Origin of the sequence: Streptomyces sp. NPDC005775, from assembly GCF_042871565.1 — a bacterium.
In the GTDB taxonomy this organism is placed as follows: Bacteria; Actinomycetota; Actinomycetes; order Streptomycetales; family Streptomycetaceae; genus Streptomyces.
The window spans coordinates 153407-173841 of the sequence record NZ_JBIAIU010000001.1; the positions used below are offsets into that span (position 1 = coordinate 153407).

Below are 20435 nucleotides of genomic sequence, written 5' to 3' on the forward strand. Positions count from 1 at the left end.
TCGTCGCCCGGAGTTCGTTGATCAACGATTTGCCGTCAAGATCGTGTCAGGGCAAAGGGATCGGCCGCTGCGGGAACCGCAGTGGGCGCCCTCGAAAAATTTCGTTCAAATCCGCCCCGCTGTCCGCCCGCGGGCGCGGCGGTCCCGCCCTGCGGACGGTGCGGTTCCGGGACTTGGCACTCGTGGGTCGCGATACACCGGCTTTGGTGCGAGCCTGGATGCATGACTTGGGCGTCCTGGACGACACGCGGAGTTTACTCGGGGCACGGCGGCGTGCTCACCGAGGAGGTCGGGCCGCTGTCCGGCGACCTGACCGTCCACACCACTTGGGCCGAGGGCACGGCACTGGTGACTGTGCAGTACACCGACGCGGCCGACTGGTTCACGATGGCGGGAAGTCCTGTGCCCTGTCCGTCGGAGAGGGCCAGCCGTTCGCTGCACGAAGCCGTCGTGGAGGCGGTCCGGCGTGGCTCGGCGGCCACGGTTCCCGCCGCGCAGCCCGACCCGGCACAGGCGGCGGGGGAAGCCGCCGCGGAGTAGCTCCGACCCCACCTCCGCCTCGGGGCCCGTACGCGTCCGCGCACGGGCCCCGATTCATGCGGGCGGTCCCGGTCAGCCGGCCTTCTTCACGAACTCGGTCGTGTACGTCTTGGAGAGGTCCACGTCGGCGTTCTGCAGGTTGGGGTTGAAGGCCTTGAGGACCCGCTCGACGGTGGCCGGCCCGTCCGGGGGCATCACGCCGTCCGTGGTGAACATGGGCAGAGTGCTCTTGATGGACTGTGCGTAGAGGGCGGCGCCACCACCCTGCGCGTAGTCGGCCGGCATCTTCGCGGCGATCTCGTCCGCGCTGTGGGACGCCATCCATCTCAGCGTCTTCACGAAGGCGTTGGCCAGTTTCTGCACGGTCTTCTTGTGACCGTTGACCCACTCGGTCTGCATGTAGAGGCTCGAGGAGGGATAGAGCCCGCCGAGTGCCTCCTTGGAGCCCTCGGGGGTCCGCATGTCGATGAGGATGCTGCCCAGCTTCTTGTCCAGGATGGTGGCCACCGTCGGGTCCGTGGTCATGCCGCCCTGGATGGAACCCTGCTGGAGCGCGGAGATGAAGGTCTGTCCGGCGCCGACCGCGACGGGGGTGAACTCGCTGGTCTTCACGCCGTTGTGCACGGCGAGGTACTTCGTCAGGAAGTCGGTGGACGAGCCCAGGCCCGTCACCCCGAGCTTCTTGCCCTTGAAGTCCTTCGCCGACTCGATGTCGCCCGCTGCCTGGTTGGAGACGATCTCGACCTCGCCGGGTGCCTGGGAGAACTGGACCACGGATTCGACCTGCTTGCCCTTCACCTGGAGGTCGAGGGTGTGGTCGTAGAAGCCCACCGTGCCCTGTACGTCGCCGGAGACCAGGGCGGTCTCGGCCTGGACGCCGGCGGGCTCGGTCAGCAGTTGCACCGACACTCCCTCGTCCTTGAAGTAGCCGAGGCGCTCGGTGAGCATCGCGGGCAGGTAGATGACCTTGTCCAGGCCGCCCACCATGATCTTGACCCGGTCGTTCTTGTCACCGGAGGCGGAGGTGGAGTCGCCTCCGCAGGCGGTCAGGCTCGTCGCGGCGAGCACTCCGGCGACGGCGAGTGCCGGGATACGGGGGGACATACGCATCTGGTTCACGTCCTTGTGAAGAGGAAGGGGGTGCCGACGGAAAGGACCGCGCCGGCGCGAGGTGGGAGGAGCGCTCCGGCATCGCTCAGCGCGCGGATTCGGCCTCCGCCGGCTTCCAGCGGAAGAGCTGTTTCTCCAGAAAGGTGAGCAGCCCCTCGGCGAGCAGCGCGACGATCGCGAGGATGACCATCGCGGCGTAGACACCGGCCGAGTTGAAGGTGCCCTGCGATGCGGCGACCAGCAGGCCGAGCCCCTTCGTCGCTCCGATGTACTCCCCGACGATGGCGCCGATCAGTGCGAACCCGAAGCTGACGTGCAAGCTGGTGAAGATCCACGAGGTGGCCGAGGGGATGACCACCTGGAGGGTCACCTGACGGTTACTCGCGCCCAGGATGCGGGAGTTGGCGACGAGATTGCGGTCGACCTCCCTCGCCCCCTGGAAGGCGTTGAAGAAGACGGGGAAGAACACCAGGACCACCGCGGAGGCGACCTTGGACGCCGGGCCCAGGCCGAACCAGATCAGGAAGATCGGGGCGAGCACGATCCGGGGCAGTGCGTTGAGCACCTTGATGTACGGGCCGAGCACGTCGGCGGCGAAGCGGACGCGGCCGAGCGCGATGCCGAGCAGAACGCCCGCGATCACCCCGATGACCCAGCCGAGCAGGGCCTCGTAGAGGGTGTACCAGATCTGTTCCCACAGGGAACCCTGGGCGGTACCGTCGGTCACCCAGATGCGGATCTGGTCCCAGATCTTCGAGGGCATCGAGAAGTTGAACGGATCGATGACGGCGGTCCTGGCCAGCCACTCCCAGAGCCCGACGACCGCGACGAGCACGGCTATCCGGCTGACCAGGACCAGCATCCGGCGGTTGCGGGCGGCCCGGGCCCTGGCGGCGGTCCGCCCGGTCCCGGCGGCGGCCTTCACGGTGACGGTCTCAGGCGGCATCCGCGGCACCCCTCTCGCGGGTGATGCGGACCTCTTCGCCCAGCGAGGACCAGATCTCACGGTAGATGTCCAGGAACCTCGGTTCCAGCCGCACCTGTTCGACCTTGCGGGGACGCGGCAGCCCGATCTCGAAGACCTCCTTGACGGTGGCCGGACCGGCCGTCATCACGACGACCTTGTCGGCGAGGGCGATCGACTCCTCCAGGTCGTGGGTGACGAAGACGACGGAGGCGCCCGTGCCCGCCCACAGTTCCAGCAGTTCGTCGGACATCAGGGCCCGGGTCTGCACGTCGAGCGCCGAGAACGGCTCGTCCATCAGCAGGATCTCCGGGTCGTTGACGAACGTGGCCGCGAGGGCCACCCTCTTGCGCTGTCCGCCGGAGAGCTGGTGCGGGTAGCGGTCCTCGAACGAGGTCAGCCCGACCTTGGCCAGCCAGGCCCGGGCGCGCTCCTTCGCCTCTGCCTTCGGCACGCCCCGGAAGCGGGGCCCTGCCATGACGTTGGACAGGACGGTCCGCCAGGGGAAGACCGCGTCCTGCTGGAAGACGAAGCCGACCTGGTCGCCGATGCCGCTCACCGGCCGGCCGGCGACCAGCACCTCGCCCTCGGTGGGCTCCTCCAGCCCGCTGATCAGGGTCAGGGTGGTCGACTTGCCGCATCCGGTCGGCCCGACCACGGCGACGAACTCGCCCCTGCCGATCGTCAGGTCCAGGTCCCGTACGGCGGTGTGGAGCGCCCCCGAAGGAGTCCGGAACGCTTTGCTCGCCCCCCGCAGCTCGATGGCGGGGCTCGTTTCGCTGTTCATGGGGCGGGACGTTAGGGGCGGTGCGGCACGGGCGGGAGCCTTGCGCCCACAACCGCGGGTTGTGCCCGTAACCCGGGGTTCTGCCCATTGTGCTCACGTCCGTACAACGAAGCGGGGACGGGGGCTAGGCAGGGAGGTCGGGTGCGTTTACGTTGCGTGCACACGGAACGAATCGGAACTCCGGATTCGAGGGCGGCAGAACGGCAGAGGGGCGACGGCATGCGGATCCACTGGCCGCGTCGTGTCTTCGCACAGGTCCTGCTCACCCAGGTCGTCATCACCGCCGGTGTGGTCATGCTCGTCACCGGGCTCTTCCTGGCGCCCCTCAGCCACGAGCTGGACGAGCAGGCGATGCGCCGGGCCCTCTCCATCGCCCAGACCACCGCCGCGGAACCCGGCCTCGTGGACAAGCTGCTGAGCACCGATCCCAGTCCGTCCGGTCCCGTACAGGCCGAGGCGGAGCAGATCCGGCGGGCCACCGGGGCGCTGTACATCGTGGTCATGGACACCCGCGGAGTGCGCTGGTCGCACACCGAGACCGACCGGATCAGCCGGCACGTGTCGACCGACCCGAGCACGGCGCTGTCCGGTCGCGAGATCATGCAGATCGACATCGGCACCCTCGGCCGCTCGGCCCGCGCCAAGGTCCCGCTGCGCGACCGGCACGGCACGGTCGTCGGGGCCGTCTCGGTGGGCATCGCCTACAAGAGCGTCCGGCAGGGGCTCCTGGGCACCATTCCGGTGCTCCTGCAGTACGCGGGCGCCGCACTGGCCGTCGGGGTCCTGGCGGCCCTCGCCGTCTCACGTCGGCTGCAGCGCAACACCCACGGGCTCGCCTTCGCCGACATCTCCGCGCTCCTGGACGAGCGCGAGGCCATGCTGCACAGCATTCGTGAGGCCGTGCTCGCACTGGATGCCCGCGGCCGGATCCGGTTGCTCAACGACGAGGCGCAGCGGCTGCTGGAACTGACTCCGGAGGCGGTCGGAAGGCCCCTGGGCGAGGTACTGGCGCCGGGTCGTACGGCGGAGGTGCTGGCGGGGCGGGTGGACGGGGCGAATCTCCTCACCGTGTGCCGGGGGCGGGTCCTGATCGCCAACCGCATGCCGACCGGGGACGGCGGCGCCGTCGTGACGCTGCGCGACCGCACCGAGCTCGAACTGCTGGGACGTGAACTGGACTCCACGCACGGTCTGCTCGACGCGCTCCGGGCCCAGGACCACGAGCACGCCAACCGGCTGCACACGCTGCTGGGTCTGCTGGAACTCGGCCGCCACGAGGCGGCGGTGGAGTTCGTCACCGAGGTGGCGGACGGGCGGCGGGCCTCGGCCGAGCAGGTCGCCGAGCGCGTCAGCGACCCGCTGCTGTCGGCGCTGCTGGTGGGCAAGTCGTCCGTCGCCGCCGAACGCGGCGCTTGCCTGCGCGTCTCCCCCGCCACCCGGCTGCCCGACGTGGTGGTGGACCCGCGCGATCTGGTGACGGTGCTGGGCAATCTCATCGACAACGCGCTGGACGTCGCCACGCTGGTCGAGGTGGAGCTCCTCGCCGAGGGTGCCGACGCGGTACTGCGGGTCAGCGACAACGGCCCCGGGGTGCCGGTCGCGCTGCGGGACCGGATCTTCACGGAGGGCTGGTCCACCAAGGAGCCCGCGTCCCACCGGGAGCGGGGGCTCGGACTGGCGCTCGTGCGGCGCCTCGCCGAGCGCTACGGCGGCGCGGCCCGGATCACGGCCCGGGCCGGCGGCGGCGCGGTCTTCACCGTGGTGCTGCCCGAGGCGCTCGCCGTACGGCAGCTGAGCGAAGTGGGAGAGTCGCAGTGATCGACGTTCTGGTGGTGGACGACGACTTCCGTGTGGCGGAGATCAACGCGGCGTACGTGGCCAAGGTCCCGGGCTTCCGCGTCGTCACCCGCGCGCACACGGCCGCGCAGGCCCTGTCCGTCCTGGACCGCGAGCACGTGGATCTGATCCTGCTCGATCACTATCTGCCGGACCGGACGGGCCTGACACTCGTGCGTGAGCTGCGCCGGCTCGGCCACCCGGCCGACGTCATCATGGTGACGGCCGCCCGCGACGTCGTGACCGTGCGGACGGCGATGCGGTACGGGGCACTGCAGTACCTGGTCAAGCCGTTCAGCTTCGCCGGTCTGCGTTCGAAGCTGGAGAGTTACGCGACGTTGCGGCGCACGCTGGAAGGCGTGGAGAGCCGCCGGGGCGAGGCGGGTCAGGAGCAGGTCGACCAGATCTTCGGGGCGCTGCGCACCACGGAGTCCGTGCCGGGTGCGGGGCTGCCCAAGGGGCATTCGGCGCCCACCGCCGACGTGATCCGCCAGGTGCTGTCGGCGGCCGGTGAGCCGCTGTCCGCGTACGAGGTGGCGGCGCGGGCGGGCCTGAGCCGCTCGACGGCCCATCGTTACCTCAAGTACCTGGAGGGGGTGGGCCGGATCAGCCTCAGCCTCAAGTACGGCGACACCGGCCGGCCCGAGCACCGATACGCCTGGGCGGCGGCCGGCTGAGCGGCGCGTGCCGTCCGGTGCCGTCTTGTCCCGTCCGGTGCCGTCCGGTGCCTCAACGCCTGCCGCCGCTACGGCGGTCGAGCATCTCGCGCCTGATCGCGGCCGCCGTGCTCCTGGCCCGGTCCGAGGCGGCCCTGCCGTCGGCCTGGGCCGGTACGAAGCGGTGCAGCGGGTTCGCGCAGCGGGGGCACGGGGAGTCGCTGGTGATCAGCCGCCCGTCCTCGCACCGCGGTTCGGCGCAGAGTCCCGGGCGGAGCAGTTGTTCGGCGATCTCCCAGGGCTCCCGGCGGCGGCCCTCCTCGTCCTTCTCCTGGAGCGTGTGGGACCACCGTGCGTTCCACCGCCGCTCCACCCGGTCCAGGAGCTGGTCGGGACTGCGCCGTCCCAGTTCCCGCCGGATGAGTACGACGAGTTCGCTCGGCCAGTGGCCGCCGAAAGCCCTCATGAGCGGGGGTGGCAGGGCGTGCAGGAGATAGCCGACCGGATCACCTCCCGGACGCTGCCATCGCGGGCACTGGCATTCGCCGTCGGCCGCGAGCGGCGTCCCGCAGCGCCCGCACAGTCCGCGGCAGTCGCCGCAGACCCCGTCGTCGAGACCGTCCAGATGCGGGGCGGGCGCCCGGCCGCACTCCCGGCAGCAGGAGGCGCAGAGTCCGCACAGGCGCTCACCCCCGACGGCGGTCGTCCAGGGCCGCTGCTGACAGCGGCAGCAGCGGCTGCTCCTGCAGTGCTCGTGATGGACGGCACCCGGACCGCGTCCCGGGGGAGGAAATGACATGGCTGCGTTCTCCGGTCCCGGTTCGGCGCGACGCCCGGCAGCGGTTGCCACGCCGGGCGGGGCCGCGGTCCGACCCACCCGCGCCCCGTCCGACCGTCGCACAGCCGGATGTCAGAGGCCCCCGGTGGTACGCATCATGTGACCTGGTGACCGTAATGATCAAGATCGGGTGCCGGTCAGGACCGTTCGTGCCCGATCCCGTACCGATGCTGACCTCGGCCGGCTCGATGTGCTGGTCAACAGCGCCGCCGTGGTCCGAGGTGGCGCACTCGGCACCCTCGCGGCATCCGTGCGGATGCGGTCAGGGCTTGATGCTGCTGACGACGTCCGCGGTGGCCGTGAGGCCCTCCTGGATGGTGGGGGCCATGCTCGTGCCCGCGAGGAAGAACCCGAGGAGGGCGCAGACCAGGGCGTGCGAGATCTTCAGCCCGCCGTTGCGGAGGAAGATCACCGCAAGAATGAGCAGTAGCAGCACCAGTGAGATCGAAATGGCCATGGCCAACCTCCTCCGCCGCGCCGGAATTGCGGCATTCGCCGTCAGTTTGGCGGAGCGGAGGAGCCATCCGGCGCACTGGCGTGTCCGCCAAACGGGTACGGCTGCGGAGCGTCGGTCGTGGGCCGTCCGTCTACCGCGCGTGCCGGTCGTGGGTCCGGAGGAAGCGGGCGAGTCCCGCAAGGTCGTCGGTGTTGAGGTGGTCCACCCCGGCGGCCAGCAACTCGGCCCAGACGGCGTCGCGTTCGGGGCCCGGTACGTCGGGCGTGGCCCAGAAGCGCACGCGCTGGCCCGCGCGATGGGCGGAGGCGGTGATGGCGCGCAGGGCGTCCCGTTCGGCGGGCGGCATGGGGCCGGCGCCGAGCCAGCCGAACGTCCCGGTCCAGCTGCTGCTGATGAGGGGGATGAACGAGGCGGTGGCCGCGGTGCCGAGGTCGTCGAGCCTGCCGTCGTAGAAGGCGTACCGGGTGTGCTGGGCCTCCATCGGGGCGCGGGCGGCCCGGTCGCCCGAGATGACGGCGGTTACCGCTCCGGGCCGCACCCTGCCGTGCCGCCAGGACGTCAGCATCTGCCGGTGGCGGCGGAGTTGGCCGTCGAGTTCCGCGTAGGCGGCCGCACCGTCCGTCTTGATGTCGATCAGGAGTTGCACCGGCGCGCGGTCGCCGGGGAAGACGGCCCCGTGGTTGGCCCGGACCCTGGCGAGGAGGGGATCGAGATAGAGCGCGGACAGGGTGCGGGCGGGATCGAGGTCGGTTGCCTCGTGGGCGACGAGCAGTTCGCCGTCCACGAGGAAGATGTCGGCCTCGACGCTGGTGAATCCCTGGTCCAGCGCGTCGTGCAGTGGGCGGGGGTGCAGGTAGTCGTTGTGCGCGTGCGCCCGCGGCAGCGGCCTCGGGCGTGGGGCGTGCGGGGCCTCGGCCGCGGTGGCCGTCCGAAGGGGTACGGAGGTGGCTGCGGCTGCCGTGGCCAGTGCGGTGGTGACGACGCGGCGGCGGGTGGGGAACGCCATGGGATCTCCCGGTTGCGAGGCGTGCCGGACGGGCGGACGCGACCGATTATGGAAGCGTCGCACCTCAACGTGGGCGCGGAGGTTCAGAGTTGGCTCGTTCGCCGCTCGCCCGTCGGCCGGCGTTCCACCCGCCGTGGCCGGATCCGCACGGAAGCGACCTGCCGCCCACGCGGCGGAGCGGGGGCACGCGTCCACGTGCCCCCGCTCCGGTCCGGAACACGCCCTACGGCGCCGGCAGCTCCATCAGGGCGGCGACGCTCTCGCGGTGGCGCCCCGCCGTGCCGAAGGCGGTCGCGTCGGCCTTGGCACGCTTCAGGTACAGATGCGCCGGGTGCTCCCAGGTCATCCCGATGCCGCCGTGCAGCTGGACGCACTCCTCCGCGGCGTGCACGGCGACCTTGGAGCAGTACGCCTGCGCCACGGCCACGGCCAACGGCGAGTCGGGGCTGCCCGTCGCGAGCGCGTCGGCGGCGTTCCGTGCCGCCGCCCGGGCCGACACGACCTCCAGCCAGAGCTGCGCCATGCGGTGCTTGAGCGACTGGAAGGATCCGACCGGGCGGTTGAACTGGTGGCGCTCCCGGGTGTGCCGGACCGTCTCGGTCAGGCACCATTCGGCGAGTCCGAGCTGCTCGGAGGCGAGCAGTCCGGCACCGGCCAGCAGTCCCCGGTCCACCGCGGTCCGCGCCGCCCCGGCGTCCGCGAGGCGGGTGCCGGTGGCGCCGGCCAGGGTGACGGTGGCGAGCGGGCGGGTGAGGTCGAGCGGGACGAGCGGCTGGACCGCGACACCGGGCGCGTCCATGTCGACCGCGTAGAGGCCGTCGGTGGTGGGAACCAGCAACACGTCGGCGGCGGCCGCGTCGGCGACCGGTCCGAGTGTTCCGTCGAGGGTTCCGGTCATCACCGGCGTGTCGGACGCCGCCGCGGAGAAGGGCACGGCGAGCACCGCGACCCTGCGGCCCGCGGCAAGTTCGGCGAGCAGCCCGGCCACCGGCCCGTCCTCACCCCCGAGCGCCAGGAGCGTCTCGGTGGCGACGACCGAGCTGGTCAGATAGGGCGCCGGGGCGACGCTGCGCCCGAGCTCCTCGATGACGACGGCGGCCTCACGGTGGGTGGCACCCTGTCCGCCGAGCTTCTCGGGCACCAGCAGTCCGGCGGCGCCGATATCGGCGGCGAGGGCCTTCCAGAGCTGCTGGTCGTACGGCGTGTCGGACTCGGTGCGAGCGATCACCGTCGGCGCGTCGGCCCGGTCGGCGAGCAGGGCGCGGACCGCGGCGCGCAGATCCTCCTCGGCCTCCGAGTACAGCAGGTCCGGTGCCTGGGTGGGTTCGGTCGGTGCGGTCATCGGGAGAGGTCCTTCCAGGCGACGTCCTTGTCGTTGCGCGGCTCGGCGGGCAGGCCCAGCACCCGTTCGGCGACGATGTTGAGCAGTACCTCGCTCGTCCCGCCCTCGATGGAGTTGCCCTTGGAGCGGAGGTAGCGGTAGCCGGCGTCACGCCCCGTGAAGTCGACGTGGTCAGGGCGGCGCATGGTCCAGTCGCTGTACAACAGCCCCTCGTCGCCCAGGAGTTCGACTTCGAGGCCGCTGATCTCCTGGTTGAGCCGGGCGAAGGCGAGCTTCATGCCGGAGCCCTCGGGCCCCGGCTGCCCGGCGACGAGCTGCTGGCGCAGACGCTCGCCCGCGAGACGGGCGACCTCGGCCTCGACCCAGAGGGTCAGCAGGCGCTGGTGCAGGTCATGGGTGCGCAGCTCGGGGCGCTCGCGCCAGGTCTTCGCGACCGGGCCGATCATGCCGCCCTCGCGCGGGATGCGGGACCCGCCGATGGAGACACGCTCGTTCATGAGCGTCGTCTGCGCGACCTTCCAGCCCTCCCCGACCGCGCCGAGGCGGCGGCTGTCGGGGATGCGCACCCCGGTGAGGAAGACCTCGTTGAACTCGGCCTCGCCGGTGATCTGGCGCAGCGGCCGCACCTCGACGCCGGGGTCGGTCATGTCGCAGATGAAGTAGCTGATGCCGCGGTGCTTGGGTACGTCCGGGTCGGTGCGGGCGATGAGGATCGCCCAGCGTGCCACGTGGGCGCTGGACGTCCAGACCTTCTGCCCGTCGACCACCCAGTCCTCCCCGTCGCGCACGGCGCGTGTGCCCAGGGCCGCCAGGTCGGAGCCGGCGCCCGGTTCGCTGAAGAGCTGGCACCACACCTCCTCGCCGACCCACAGGGGGCGCAGGAAGCGCCGCTTCTGCTCGTCGGTGCCGAAGCCGAGGACGGTCGGGGCGGCCATGCCGAGGCCGATGCCGATGCGCCGCGGATCGTTGTCCGGGGCGCCCGCCGCGGCGAGTTCGGCATCGACGACGGGCTGGAGGGAGCGCGGCGCGTCGAGGCCGCCGAGCCCGGCCGGGTAGTGCACCCAGGCGAGTCCGGCGTCGAAGCGCGCCTTGAGGAAGTCGGTGCAATCCGTGGTGGCCGGGGGGTGCGCGGTGAGCAGTTCGCGGGTGCGGCGGCGCAGGTCGGCGGCGTCCGGGGCGGTCATCGGGCGGCTCCTGAGGGGAGGACGACGATGCGGCCGGTGCTGGTGCCGTCGGCGACGCGCTGGACGGCGGCCGCTGCCCCGTCCATCGGGACCCGCTCGCTGATGAGCGGCTTGATGACGCCCTGCGCGGCGAGCCGGGTGAGCTCGTCGTGACAGTCGCGGACCGCCTGCGGGTCCTTCGTGTTGTACAGGCCCCAGTGGAGCCCGAGGACCGAATAGTTCTTCACCAGGGCGTGGTTGAGCCCGGGGGTGGGAATGACGCCGCTGGCGAAGCCGACGACGACCACCCGGCCCTCGAAGGCGATGCACTTCACGGACTTCGCGTACGCGTCGCCGCCGACGGGGTCGTACACCACGTCGGCGCCACGCCCTGCGGTGAACTCCTTGACCGCGGCGACGATGTCCTCGGTGCGCCGGTCGATGACCAGGTCGCAGCCGAGTTCGGCGGCGATCTTGGCCTTCTCCGGGCCGCCGACCACGCCGATGACGGTGGCGCCGGCGGCCTTGCCGAGCTGGACGGCCGCGCTGCCGACCCCGCCTGCCGCGGCGTGGACGAGGAGGGTCTCGCCGGACTGGAGCCGCGCCCGGCGGTGCAGCCCGAACCAGCCGGTCTGGTAGCCGATGTGCAGGGCTGCCGCCTCGGCGTCGTCCAGCGCTTCGGGGGCCGGCAGCAGGGCCGCCTCGTCCGCGACGACGTACTGGGCGAATCCGCCGTTCGGGAGGGCGGGGGTGGCGAGCACCCGGCTCCCGTCCCCGGTCCGGCCGCAGATCTCCACGCCGGGCGTGAAGGGCAGCGGGGGCCGCACCTGGTACTGGCCGCGGCAGAGCAGCGCGTCGGGGAAGTTGATGTTCGCCGCGAGCACCTCGATGAGCACCTGCCCGTCGCCGGGCGTCGGCCGGTCCGCTTCCTCGAGCCGCATCACCTCGCTCGGCTCGCCGTTCCGGTGCACTCGCCATGCCTGCATGAGGGGCCTCCACAACACTGTCGGCATTACCACTGCTCCGGCGCATACTAAGCGGTCGCTTGCCCCTGTGGGAACAACCTGCGGGTGACCGATTCGGCCGGGCGCCGACATGGGTGTGCGCCCGGCCCCGCCCCTGGAGGTGCGGCGGCGCCGGGCGCACGGACGGAGAGTGCCGCTACTTCCCGACCACGACCTCCGCGATCGCGGGGGCCACGGAGCCCTCGTGCCAGGCGAGGCGTACCGCGTCGGCCGTCCGGCCCGCCGCGTCGATCCGCGTGTAGGGGCCGTCGAGCGTGCCGATGGTCTGCCAGCTCCCGTCGTCGTTCCGCAGCTGGATGTCGGCCGCGGCCTCGGAACCGGCCGGCTGGAGGACGGTGACCGCCCCCACCGCACGCGCGGCGACGAGGTCCACCTGAAGCGCTTCGCCCGCCTCCGGTGCGCGCGAGGCCCGGTACACGCTGCCCGGGTCGCCGTCGGCGGCCGAGCGGATCGCCGATCCGGTGGCGGCCGGCGGGTTGCCGGTGATCTCGCCGTCCGTGGTGGTCACGGTGAATTCACGGACGACGAGCCAGCTGTCCTGCCCTGCGGTCGCCCTGGCCCGCACATAGCGGGCCTCGGTGCCCGCGGGGACGGTAGCGGTGACGTCCGGCTCGCCGGAGAACTCGGTGAGCCGTGTCCAGTTCTGTCCGTCCGCCGAGTATTCCAGCACGCCCGCGTGGAGGTAGTCCTCGGTGCTGCCGTCCTTCGCCATGGCGAGGGTGACTCCGCTGAAGTCCCTCGCCTCCCCGAGGTCGACGGTGAGCTGGTCGCCCGCAGCGGGCGCCCCGTCGCTCCAGAAGTAGGTGGAGTCGTCGCCGTCGAGGGCCCGGGCGAGGGTGTTGCTCTGGTACGTGCCGAGGCTCGTCGTCGCCGTGGGCCGGCCGCTCACACCGAGCTTCCTGTCGTGCTCGGCGGTGGCCGCGCCGATGAACCCGTCCAGCGCCCCGTCCCCGACGAGGACCGGCACCTTGCGTCCGTCGAGACCGGTGTACGTGAAGGACTTGGCGTGCTCGACCTGCGCGGGCAGCTGCTGCCGGAGCTCCCAGGCACGGTCGCCGTCCCCTGCGCGGGCCGCCTCGACCATCCCCAGGGCGGTACGGGCCGCGGTCGCCCAGGACTCCGTGGCGTCCAGCCAGGGGCCCGAGTCGTCGATGAAGCCGCGGTCCGGAAGGTCCGCGCGCAGCCGGGCCGGGGCGGCTCCGAGGCCGCCGAGCACCGAGGTGAGCCGCTTCGCGTCACCGGACTGCCAGTAGCGGGCGAACTCGGCGGACAGCTCCGGCGCCTTGTCGGTGTTGAGCGCCGAGCTGTAGTTGACGTCGGCGAAGGCACGCAGCGCCCGCTCCGTGCGGGAGTCGCCGCCCGCGTACTCCTTCAGACCCTTTCCCCACGACGTACGCGCGTCATAGGCCCCGTCGTTCCAGGCATAGTCCGCGACGGTGTAGAGCGAGAGTTTCGAGGCGTACGGCTGGATCATCGGGTTGGCGGTGATCCCGGCCAGCCGGCCCGGCAGTCCCTTCTCGCGGCCGTTGAACGGGCCGAGCAACAGGCGGTTGGTCGCGTAGTCGTTCACCGGGTAGTTGTCCCAGGTCAGGATCGGGTGACCGAACACCTTCCGCGCCGCGTCGGCCTGAGCGACCGTCATGGTCGGGGCGACCACGCCGACACCGGTCCACTCCACGAGCACGTCCGCATCGAGCTGTTCGGAGAGCGCCGTCTTGTACGGGGACGGAGCCACGTTGTAGTACTCGGTGGGGACCATCTGGAGCGGCTCGGCACCGGGGTGGGTGGCGATGAACTCCTGGTTGACCTTGTTCAGCAGGTACGCCTGCGCGGCACCTGCCGCGCCACCGCCGGTCCCCCACTTCGCCTTGTCGGCCTCGCAGTTCCAGTTGGTGTAGCTGATGTCGTCGAGCGGCACCGCGAAGGTGCGCACACCGATGTCCCAGATCGTCTGGAACTTGTCGACGAGCGCCTTCGCGTCCGCGTCGGAGCTGTAGCAGACCGACAGGCCCGGAGACAGCGCGTAGGTGAACTCGACGTGCCGCCGGACCGCCCGGTCGGTCAGGTCCTTGATCTGGGCCAACTGGTCGGCGGGGTAGGGGTCGCGCCACTTCTCGCGGAGGTAGGCGTCGTCCTTGGGCGAGTACACGTAGATGTTCATCTTGTGCTCGCCGTAGTAGTCCAGCTGGTCGAGCCGGGCCTCGTGGGACCACGGGGTGCCGTAGAAGCCCTCGATGACGCCGCGCAGCGCGGTGCCCGGCCAGTCGCGCACCGCGAGCCCGTCGACGCGGGCCCCCGGGTGCGCCCGCTGTGGCAGGACCTGGCGCAAGGTCTGTGCGGCGTAGTACGTGCCCGTGGTGTCCTTGCCGGCGAGGACGATGCGGCCCGCTCCGATACCGAGGACGTATCCGTCGGCGGGCAGGCTTGAGGGCCCTTCGAGCTTCTGGGCGGTCAGTGCGCCGGCGTCACCGACATGCACGTTGAGCCCGTGCGGGGCCGGCCGCGTGGCGCGGACGACCCGCTGCGCACCGGCATCGCGCAGGGCCGCCGTCACCACGTCGAGCGTCGGCCCGTCGGCCGTCTCCCCGGTGACCAGGGTGACGGTGGGAGTGATCGTGATCCGGTCCGGTCTGTTCTTCACCGACTGGGGGGTCGGGGTGATGGCCGGGGTGTCCTGGGCCTTGGCCGGCGGGGCGGCGGGGCTGCCGCCGGCGGCCTGAGCGGCGGGCACGGCGGTCAGCAGACCACCGGCGATCAGGGCCGCCGAAGCGGCGATCGCGGTGAGGCGGGGTGGGCGAGGCGTCACAGATCCTCCATTGGTCACTCAAGTCACCAGAGTCGCGCAACACAACGAGACTGAATTCAACAGTCTGGCGCTGACATGTCAATGGTCTGGACAACATCAGTGCGTGGACCTGGACTTTTGTCTCGGAGACCTGGATTTTTGTCACCGAGCAGCCGGGTGCTGTGTGCCTCTCAGGCCTGGCCATTTGACGGCGGAAGCGGTACTCATGCGTCCATGACGGAGAGCACCCACACTCCCGGGACGCACACGCCGGCAACGCACACGCGCGGAACGCCCCCTCCTCCCCCGCTCGGCGCGAGCGCCCTGCCGGCAGGCACGTACGACGGGAGCGTCGTCCTGGTGACCGGCGGCGGCTCCGGCCTCGGGAAGGCCGTCGCGGCCGAGTTCGCCCGGCTGGGTGCGGATCTGGTGCTCGTCGGCCGGAACACCGAGCGGCTGGCCGCCGCCCGGCAGGAGCTGGCACCCCTCACCCGGGGCCGGGTCCTGGCCGTCCCGGGCGACATCCGCGACCCGGAGAGGATCACAGAGGTGTTCGACGTGGCCGGGGCCGAACTGGGCCTGCCCGACGTCCTCGTCAACAACGCGGCGGCCAACTTCCCGTCACCCGCCGAGGACCTGTCACCCAACGCCTGGCGGGCGGTGCTCGACATCACGCTGACCGGGACCTGGTTCATGACCCGGGAGTTCGGGCGGCGCCACCTGGCCGCCACGACCGGCGGGTCGATCCTGTGCGTCGGCGCCTCCTACGCCTGGACGGGCGGACCCGGATACGCGCACTCCGCAGCCGCGAAGGCCGGGGTCAAGAACCTGGTCGAGACCCTCGCCGTGGAGTGGGGGCCGTACGGGATCCGTGTCAACGGGCTGGTGCCGGGGCTGATGCCGCACGAGGACATGACCGGCGACATCCGGGGCCACCTCGACCGGGACGAGGCGGAAGCCGGCAGCGCGGTCGGGGAGCTCGGCGCACGGCAGCCCGCGCTGCGGGTGGGCCTGCCGCGCGAACTGGGCTGGGCGGCCACGTTCCTGGCCTCGCCGTACGCCGCGTTCGTCTCCGGTCATTCGCTGGTGGTCGACGGGGCGAACTGGCAGCGGCGCTCACTGGTCGCGCCGCCCGTGGTGCCGGTGCGCGAGCAGTTGGGCCGCGGGCCCTTCACCCTGCCCGACACCGCTTGAGCGGATCCGCGTGTCAGATCCCGTCGAAGTGCGGCGGACGGCGGGCCGCCTTCGCGGCGTAGCCCTCGGCCGCGTCCCGCGAGGTGAGGGTGAGGGCAGCAGCCAGGGCCGTGCGGTCCAGCGCCTCGCCGAGGCCCGCGTCCGCGTACGCGTCGACGGAGCGCTTGATGTGGCGTACGGCCAGGGGCGCGTTCGCCGCCACGGCGTCGGCGACGGACCGGGCGGTCCGCTCCAGTTCACCCAGGGGGGTGACGGCCTGGAGCAGCCCGATCCGCTCGGCCGTCGCCGCGTCCATCCGGCGGCCGGTGAGCGCGAGGTACTTGGCCCAGCCCGCCCCGGCCTCGCGGGCGATCCGCATGTCGCCACCGGCGTCGACCGCCACCCCGATGCCGGCCTCGGGCAGTGCGAACACGGCGTCGTCCGCGGCGATCCGGATGTCCGCCATGAGCGCGAGTTCGAAGCCGAAGCCGAGACAGTAGCCCTGCACCGCCGCGATCACCGGCTGCGGAAGCCCGGCGAACGCGGCGAAGCGCTCGTGCACCCAGCGGATGCCCTCGTAGTAGTGCTGGGTGCGCTCGGCGGAGGTACGGCCCGTGATGTCGCCGCCCGGCGCGGTGACATCGATCCCGGCACAGAAGGCCCGGCCCTCGCCCCGCAGCAGGACCGCCCGGACCGAGTCGTCGAAGCGGAGGCGGTCGGCCATGATGCCGAGCTGTCTGCTGGACTCCCAGCTCCAGCCGTTGAGCTGCTGCGGCCTGCACAGGGTCAGCAGGCCGACGCCGTTCTCGATCCGCAGCGTCATCCGCTCCTGGCCGTCCGGGATGTCGTGGTCCAGGATGTCGAGCACGGCCCGCCCTCCGTTGACTGACGCACCGTCAGAAGCGGGTGCGCGGTTCAGCGTACGGCGGCCGCCCGCACGGGGCCAGAGCCCGTCCGCGCTCAGCGCGCGAAGAGTTCGAACGTGGCCGCCGGGCGTCCCCCGAAACGCGCTGCGGACGCCTGGGCGTTGCCGGTGAGGAAGGTGCGGCAGTACGCCTCGGGGTCCTCGTCCGTGAGCACTTCGATGTACGTGCGGTGCGCCAGGAGCGATTGCACGGACCGTTCGAGGCCGGCCGTGGCGTCGACGGCGTGCGTGGGCGTGGACGATCCGGCCACGGCCACCCAGCGCACGCCGTCCCACGGCTCCAGACCCTGCGCGGTCAGCTCCGGGAAGATCCAGCGGTTGCCGGCGTCGGCCGCCGCGTCGAGCGTGGCGCGCCCGACCGCGCGGTGGTCGGGGGTGTTCCAGGCGACACCGCCCCAGGTGTCACGGTGGTTGAGCGTGATCACCAGTTCCGGCCGGTGGCGGCGGACGGCCGCCGCGATGTCCCGGCGCAGCCCGGTGCCGTACTCGATCACTCCGTCGCGGTGGTCGAGGAACTCGACGCGGGAGACCCCGACGACCGCCGCGCTCGCGCGCTGCTCCTGCTCGCGCAGCGGGGCGCACTTCTCCGGTTCGAGCGTGTCGATCCCGGCCTCACCCCGTGTGGCCAGGAGGTAGGTGATGTCGCGCCCGCCGTCGGTCCATCCGGCGACAGCCGCCGCGCAGCCGTACTCCAGGTCGTCGGGGTGAGCGACGACGGCCAGGGCGCGCTGCCAGTCCGAGGGCATGGGTTCGAGCTGCTCCGTCATGTCGGCAGGCTAACCGGCCGGGCCGCTGGGGGCACGGTGTCGCATACGCCTCACTCAGCGCATCAATACCCCCAGGGGTATAGATGTTAGCCTGGGAAAAAATACCCCCGGGGGTACATCTTCATCGTCCATCGTTACGGAAGGAGCGTGTCGTGTTCTTCGTCGACACCATCGAGACACCGGGCCTCGGAAACCGCAGCTATCTGGCGGGAGGGCCGCGGACCGCCGTGGTGGTGGACCCGCCGCGCGACATCGACCGGGTCATCGCGGCAGCCGCGGTGCGCGGAGTACGCATCCGCGCCGTGGCCGAGACACATCTGCACAACGACTACGTGACCGGCGGACTCGACCTGGCGCGTGCCACCGGCGCCGCGTACCTGGTGCCCGCCGCCGCGGCCGTGTCGTTCGCCCGGACCCCGGTGGCCCACGGCGACACCGCGCCGGTCGACGAGGGTCTCGCGCTGCGTGCGCTGGCGACGCCGGGGCACACCCCGCACCACATGGCATACGTCCTGGAGGAGGACGGCCGCGCCGTCGCCGCGTTCACCGGCGGCTCGCTGCTGATCGGCGGCGTGGGCCGGCCCGATCTCGTGGAGCCCCGGCTGACCGGCACGCTGGCGCGGGCCCAGCACACCTCCGTGCACCGGCTCGCCGGCGAGCTGGACGACGAGGTCGAGGTGCTGCCCACGCACGGCTTCGGCAGCTTCTGTTCCTCCTCCCGCGCCTCGGGCACCTCGTCGACCATCGGTACCGAGCGAAAGGGGAACGCCGCACTCGTCAAGGACGTGGACACCTTCGTCGCCGACCTGCTCGCGGGCCTCGACGACGTTCCCGCGTACTACGCGCACATGGGACCCGCGAACGCGGCGGGCCCGGCACCCATGGACCTGACGCCGCCGGCGCGGGCGGGTGCGCAGGACATCGCCGGGCGGCTCGCGGCCGGCGAGTGGGTGGTCGATCTGCGCGGCCGGGTCGCGTTCGCGCAGGGGCACGTGGCCGGATCGTTCAATTTCGAGGGCGCGGGACAGCTCGCGACGTACCTGGCCTGGCTGATCCCGTGGGGCAGGCCGGTCACGCTGCTCGCCGCCACGGCCGACGAGGTGGCACACGCACAGCGCGAGCTGGCCCGGGTGGGCATCGGCCGGCCCGTCGGCGCGGCCACCGGCGGTCCCGAGTCCTGGGTGCACGGGCCGGAGCAGCTCCGCTCCTTCCCCCGTGCGGACTTCGCGGACCTGGCGGCGGCGCGGGGTCGCGGCGAGGACCCGGTGGTTCTCGATGTCCGGCGCACCGCCGAGCGCGCGGACGGCGCGCTCGCCGGCTCGGTGCACATCCCGGTGCACGAGTTGCCCGGGCGCCTGGACGAGGTACCGCCGGGAGAGGTGTGGGTGCACTGTGCGGGCGGCATGCGCGCGGCGATCGCCGCGTCGCTGCTGGACGCGGCGGGCCGGGAGGTGGTGGCGGTGGACGACGGCTTCGACGCCGCGGCCCCGGCGGGCCTGACCGTGACCGCGCCCCGCTCCGCCGCCTGACGGGCGGGCTCCGGTCCACGCGTCTCCCGTACCTTTCGGAGTGTTTTCCATGTCATCCCTGAAGTCCCTCTTCCGTCGCGGCCCCGGCCGGATCGGCGTCGCCGAGGCCCGGCGGCGGACCGCCGACGGTGCGGCCGTCCTGCTGGACGTACGCGAGTCGGCCGAGTGGAACGCGGGTCACGCGCCCGGTTCCGTCCACCTGCCCCTGTCCGCCCTGACCGACGGAGCTCCGCCGCCCGCACCGGCCGGCCTGCCCGTGGTGGTGATCTGCCGCTCCGGTCACCGGTCCCGGCAGGCCGCCCGGCTCCTCGCGGACCGTGGGGTGAGCGTCGTCGATGTCACCGGCGGTATGACCGCCTGGGCCGCCGCGGGCTTCCCGGTGCGTGACCGGCGCGGGAACGCGGGCACCCTCGCATGACCCCGCTCATACTGGCGCTGATCGCCGGCGCGGTGGTCGGACTCGCGCTCGGCGGGCTGGGCGGCGGCGGCAGCGTGATCGCCGTGCCCGCACTGATCTACCTGCTCGGCTTCGACCCGGCGGCGGCCACTACCGCCGCTCTCCTCATCGTCATCGCGACCTCGCTCACCGGGCTGCTCGCCCACGCCCGGGACGGGCAGGTGCGCTGGCGGACCGGCGGGCTCTTCGCCGTGGCCGGCGTCGTGCCGGCGGCACTCGCCGGGGCGCTGTCGGTGCGCATCCCCTCCGCACTCCTGACCGCGGCCTTCGCGGTGCTCGCCGTCGTCGCCGGGGTCCGGATGCTCCGCACGAGCGGTACGCCGGGCGCGGATGCGGAACGGCCGGCCCCGGTGCCGGTCGGGAGGGCCGCCGGGACGGGGGCCGGGCTCGGCGCGGTGACGGGTTTCCTCGGGGTGGGCGGCGGCTTCCTCGCCGTTCCCGCGCTGGTCACCGTCCTCGCTGTGCCGATGTCGGCGGCCGTCGGAACCAGCCTGCTCGTCATCACGGTGAACTCCACGGCCGCGCTGGCCGCCCGGCTCGCCACGCCCACGGTGCTGGACTGGGGACTCATCGCCCCGTTCACGGCGACGGCGGTCCTCGGCGCCTGGGACGGGAAACGGCTGGCCGCCATGGTCTCCACGGACGCGCTGCGACGGATCTTCGGGGCGGTACTGCTGGCCGTCGCCGCGTTCATGCTCGTCGACTCCGCCGTATGACCGCACCGCCGTGAAACGGGTGCCGCGCGCCCCCGCTCCCCCTCAGGCCAGCGACAGGAAGAGCTTCTCCAGCCGGGCGCGCATCTGGTCCCGGTCCGCGGGTTCGCTACTGCCGTCGGCCATGCAGTGCTGAAGGCCTGTGGCGATGATCGCGAAACCGGCCCGGTCCAGCGCCCGCGAAACAGCCGCCATCTGAGTGATGACGTCCTCGCAGTCGCGCCCTTCCTCGATCATCCTGATGATTCCGGTGAGCTGGCCCTGTGCGCGGCGCAGACGGTTGAGCACCGATTTGAGTTCATCGGCCGCCATGTCGAGTTCCACACATCCTCCTTTTAATACCCCAAGGGGTATTCTAGCCC

The 20435-nt window shown here is 72.1% G+C and carries 20 protein-coding genes; 7 read left to right on the plus strand and 13 right to left on the minus strand.

Translation table 11 applies throughout. From position 1 onward, the window contains the following. Positions 1 to 222 precede the first annotated feature (222 nt). Positions 223 to 540, plus strand: a complete 318-nt coding sequence (locus tag ACFYPA_RS00720; RefSeq protein ID WP_359080174.1) for a hypothetical protein — start codon at positions 223 to 225, stop codon at positions 538 to 540. 72 nt (positions 541 to 612) lie between these two features. On the opposite strand, the gene ACFYPA_RS00725 is transcribed toward ACFYPA_RS00720, so the two are convergent. The 3 genes from ACFYPA_RS00725 to ACFYPA_RS00735 form a co-directional block, all read right to left on the minus strand. Then, complete coding sequence (locus tag ACFYPA_RS00725; RefSeq protein ID WP_359080172.1) at positions 613 to 1650, minus strand: ABC transporter substrate-binding protein; 1038 nt, start codon at positions 1648 to 1650, stop codon at positions 613 to 615. Between the two features lie 85 nt (positions 1651 to 1735). Continuing rightward, positions 1736 to 2596 (minus strand): ABC transporter permease, encoded by an 861-nt coding sequence (locus tag ACFYPA_RS00730; protein WP_359080169.1) that lies wholly within the window; start codon positions 2594 to 2596, stop codon positions 1736 to 1738. Beyond that, positions 2586 to 3401 carry an ABC transporter ATP-binding protein gene (locus ACFYPA_RS00735; protein WP_359080167.1) on the minus strand — a complete coding sequence of 272 codons (816 nt, stop codon included), beginning with the start codon at positions 3399 to 3401 and terminating at the stop codon, positions 2586 to 2588. Before ACFYPA_RS00735 ends, ACFYPA_RS00730 begins: the two co-directional genes overlap by 11 nt. A 219-nt stretch (positions 3402 to 3620) precedes the next feature. Here ACFYPA_RS00735 and ACFYPA_RS00740 point away from each other — a divergent pair, with 219 nt between their 5' ends. Further along, the gene (locus ACFYPA_RS00740; protein WP_359080165.1) at positions 3621 to 5219 is read left to right on the plus strand and encodes a sensor histidine kinase; all 1599 of its coding nucleotides are present in this window, start codon (positions 3621 to 3623) and stop codon (positions 5217 to 5219) included. After that, complete coding sequence (locus ACFYPA_RS00745) at positions 5216 to 5914, plus strand: response regulator (protein ID WP_359312144.1); 699 nt, start codon at positions 5216 to 5218, stop codon at positions 5912 to 5914. The genes ACFYPA_RS00740 and ACFYPA_RS00745 overlap by 4 nt, the downstream gene beginning before the upstream one ends. A gap of 52 nt (positions 5915 to 5966) precedes the next feature. Here ACFYPA_RS00745 and ACFYPA_RS00750 read toward each other — a convergent pair whose 3' ends face one another. The 7 genes from ACFYPA_RS00750 to ACFYPA_RS00780 form a co-directional block, all read right to left on the minus strand. After that, complete coding sequence (locus ACFYPA_RS00750) at positions 5967 to 6692, minus strand: hypothetical protein (RefSeq protein ID WP_359312141.1); 726 nt, start codon at positions 6690 to 6692, stop codon at positions 5967 to 5969. 301 nt (positions 6693 to 6993) lie between these two features. Next, positions 6994 to 7188 (minus strand): hypothetical protein, encoded by a 195-nt coding sequence (locus ACFYPA_RS00755; protein WP_359080159.1) that lies wholly within the window; start codon positions 7186 to 7188, stop codon positions 6994 to 6996. A 130-nt stretch (positions 7189 to 7318) separates the two neighbouring features. Next, positions 7319 to 8194, minus strand: a complete 876-nt coding sequence (locus ACFYPA_RS00760) for a phosphatidylinositol-specific phospholipase C/glycerophosphodiester phosphodiesterase family protein (protein WP_389128510.1) — start codon at positions 8192 to 8194, stop codon at positions 7319 to 7321. A 223-nt stretch (positions 8195 to 8417) separates the two neighbouring features. Then, positions 8418 to 9536, minus strand: coding sequence for an acyl-CoA dehydrogenase family protein (locus ACFYPA_RS00765; protein ID WP_389128513.1), 1119 nt, complete (start codon positions 9534 to 9536; stop codon positions 8418 to 8420). Next, positions 9533 to 10720, minus strand: coding sequence for an acyl-CoA dehydrogenase family protein (locus ACFYPA_RS00770; protein WP_389128516.1), 1188 nt, complete (start codon positions 10718 to 10720; stop codon positions 9533 to 9535). The genes ACFYPA_RS00765 and ACFYPA_RS00770 overlap by 4 nt, the downstream gene beginning before the upstream one ends. Further along, complete coding sequence (locus ACFYPA_RS00775) at positions 10717 to 11685, minus strand: NADPH:quinone oxidoreductase family protein (RefSeq protein ID WP_389128519.1); 969 nt, start codon at positions 11683 to 11685, stop codon at positions 10717 to 10719. The genes ACFYPA_RS00770 and ACFYPA_RS00775 overlap by 4 nt, the downstream gene beginning before the upstream one ends. Positions 11686 to 11860: 175 nt before the next feature. After that, a complete protein-coding gene (locus ACFYPA_RS00780) occupies positions 11861 to 14530 on the minus strand; it encodes a beta-N-acetylglucosaminidase domain-containing protein (RefSeq protein ID WP_389128522.1) in 2670 nt (889 codons plus the stop codon). A 213-nt stretch (positions 14531 to 14743) separates the two neighbouring features. Between ACFYPA_RS00780 and ACFYPA_RS00785 the strand changes: the two genes are divergently transcribed. Next, entirely contained in the window at positions 14744 to 15703 is a 960-nt protein-coding gene (locus tag ACFYPA_RS00785) for an SDR family oxidoreductase (protein WP_389128524.1), read from the plus strand. A 13-nt stretch (positions 15704 to 15716) separates the two neighbouring features. Here the strand turns inward: ACFYPA_RS00785 and ACFYPA_RS00790 are convergent, their stop codons facing one another. Further along, a complete protein-coding gene (locus ACFYPA_RS00790; RefSeq protein WP_359080145.1) occupies positions 15717 to 16550 on the minus strand; it encodes an enoyl-CoA hydratase/isomerase family protein in 834 nt (277 codons plus the stop codon). A gap of 92 nt (positions 16551 to 16642) precedes the next feature. Further along, positions 16643 to 17374, minus strand: coding sequence for a PIG-L deacetylase family protein (locus ACFYPA_RS00795; protein WP_389128527.1), 732 nt, complete (start codon positions 17372 to 17374; stop codon positions 16643 to 16645). Positions 17375 to 17526: 152 nt separating this feature from the next. On the opposite strand from ACFYPA_RS00795, the gene ACFYPA_RS00800 reads away from it, so the two are divergent. From ACFYPA_RS00800 to ACFYPA_RS00810, 3 genes are read left to right on the plus strand one after another with little or no spacing between them, the layout of a single operon-like run. Continuing rightward, on the plus strand, positions 17527 to 18903 hold the full coding sequence (locus ACFYPA_RS00800; protein WP_389128530.1) for a rhodanese-like domain-containing protein: 1377 nt from the start codon (positions 17527 to 17529) through the stop codon (positions 18901 to 18903). A 49-nt stretch (positions 18904 to 18952) separates the two neighbouring features. After that, the gene (locus tag ACFYPA_RS00805; RefSeq protein ID WP_389128533.1) at positions 18953 to 19321 is read left to right on the plus strand and encodes a rhodanese-like domain-containing protein; all 369 of its coding nucleotides are present in this window, start codon (positions 18953 to 18955) and stop codon (positions 19319 to 19321) included. Then, the gene (locus ACFYPA_RS00810; protein ID WP_389128535.1) at positions 19318 to 20076 is read left to right on the plus strand and encodes a sulfite exporter TauE/SafE family protein; all 759 of its coding nucleotides are present in this window, start codon (positions 19318 to 19320) and stop codon (positions 20074 to 20076) included. Before ACFYPA_RS00805 ends, ACFYPA_RS00810 begins: the two co-directional genes overlap by 4 nt. Before the next feature lie 42 nt (positions 20077 to 20118). Here ACFYPA_RS00810 and ACFYPA_RS00815 read toward each other — a convergent pair whose 3' ends face one another. Further along, entirely contained in the window at positions 20119 to 20397 is a 279-nt protein-coding gene (locus tag ACFYPA_RS00815) for a metal-sensitive transcriptional regulator (protein WP_359080136.1), read from the minus strand. Positions 20398 to 20435: the final 38 nt, after the last annotated feature.

Bases quoted from the DNA above. Each gene is read 5' to 3' on its own strand.
- ACFYPA_RS00810 (WP_389128535.1), top strand. From the start codon at position 19,318: ATGACCCCGCTCATACTGGCGCTGATCGCCGGCGCGGTGGTCGGACTC.
- ACFYPA_RS00760 (WP_389128510.1), bottom strand. From the start codon at position 8,194: ATGGCGTTCCCCACCCGCCGCCGCGTCGTCACCACCGCACTGGCCACG.
- ACFYPA_RS00770 (WP_389128516.1), bottom strand. From the start codon at position 10,720: ATGACCGCCCCGGACGCCGCCGACCTGCGCCGCCGCACCCGCGAACTG.
- ACFYPA_RS00740 (WP_359080165.1), top strand. From the start codon at position 3,621: ATGCGGATCCACTGGCCGCGTCGTGTCTTCGCACAGGTCCTGCTCACC.
- ACFYPA_RS00765 (WP_389128513.1), bottom strand. From the start codon at position 9,536: ATGACCGCACCGACCGAACCCACCCAGGCACCGGACCTGCTGTACTCG.
- ACFYPA_RS00735 (WP_359080167.1), bottom strand. From the start codon at position 3,401: ATGAACAGCGAAACGAGCCCCGCCATCGAGCTGCGGGGGGCGAGCAAA.
- ACFYPA_RS00730 (WP_359080169.1), bottom strand. From the start codon at position 2,596: ATGCCGCCTGAGACCGTCACCGTGAAGGCCGCCGCCGGGACCGGGCGG.
- ACFYPA_RS00750 (WP_359312141.1), bottom strand. From the start codon at position 6,692: ATGTCATTTCCTCCCCCGGGACGCGGTCCGGGTGCCGTCCATCACGAG.
- ACFYPA_RS00805 (WP_389128533.1), top strand. From the start codon at position 18,953: ATGTCATCCCTGAAGTCCCTCTTCCGTCGCGGCCCCGGCCGGATCGGC.
- ACFYPA_RS00795 (WP_389128527.1), bottom strand. From the start codon at position 17,374: ATGACGGAGCAGCTCGAACCCATGCCCTCGGACTGGCAGCGCGCCCTG.
- ACFYPA_RS00725 (WP_359080172.1), bottom strand. From the start codon at position 1,650: ATGCGTATGTCCCCCCGTATCCCGGCACTCGCCGTCGCCGGAGTGCTC.
- ACFYPA_RS00775 (WP_389128519.1), bottom strand. From the start codon at position 11,685: ATGCAGGCATGGCGAGTGCACCGGAACGGCGAGCCGAGCGAGGTGATG.
- ACFYPA_RS00720 (WP_359080174.1), top strand. From the start codon at position 223: ATGACTTGGGCGTCCTGGACGACACGCGGAGTTTACTCGGGGCACGGC.
- ACFYPA_RS00785 (WP_389128524.1), top strand. From the start codon at position 14,744: ATGACGGAGAGCACCCACACTCCCGGGACGCACACGCCGGCAACGCAC.
- ACFYPA_RS00755 (WP_359080159.1), bottom strand. From the start codon at position 7,188: ATGGCCATTTCGATCTCACTGGTGCTGCTACTGCTCATTCTTGCGGTG.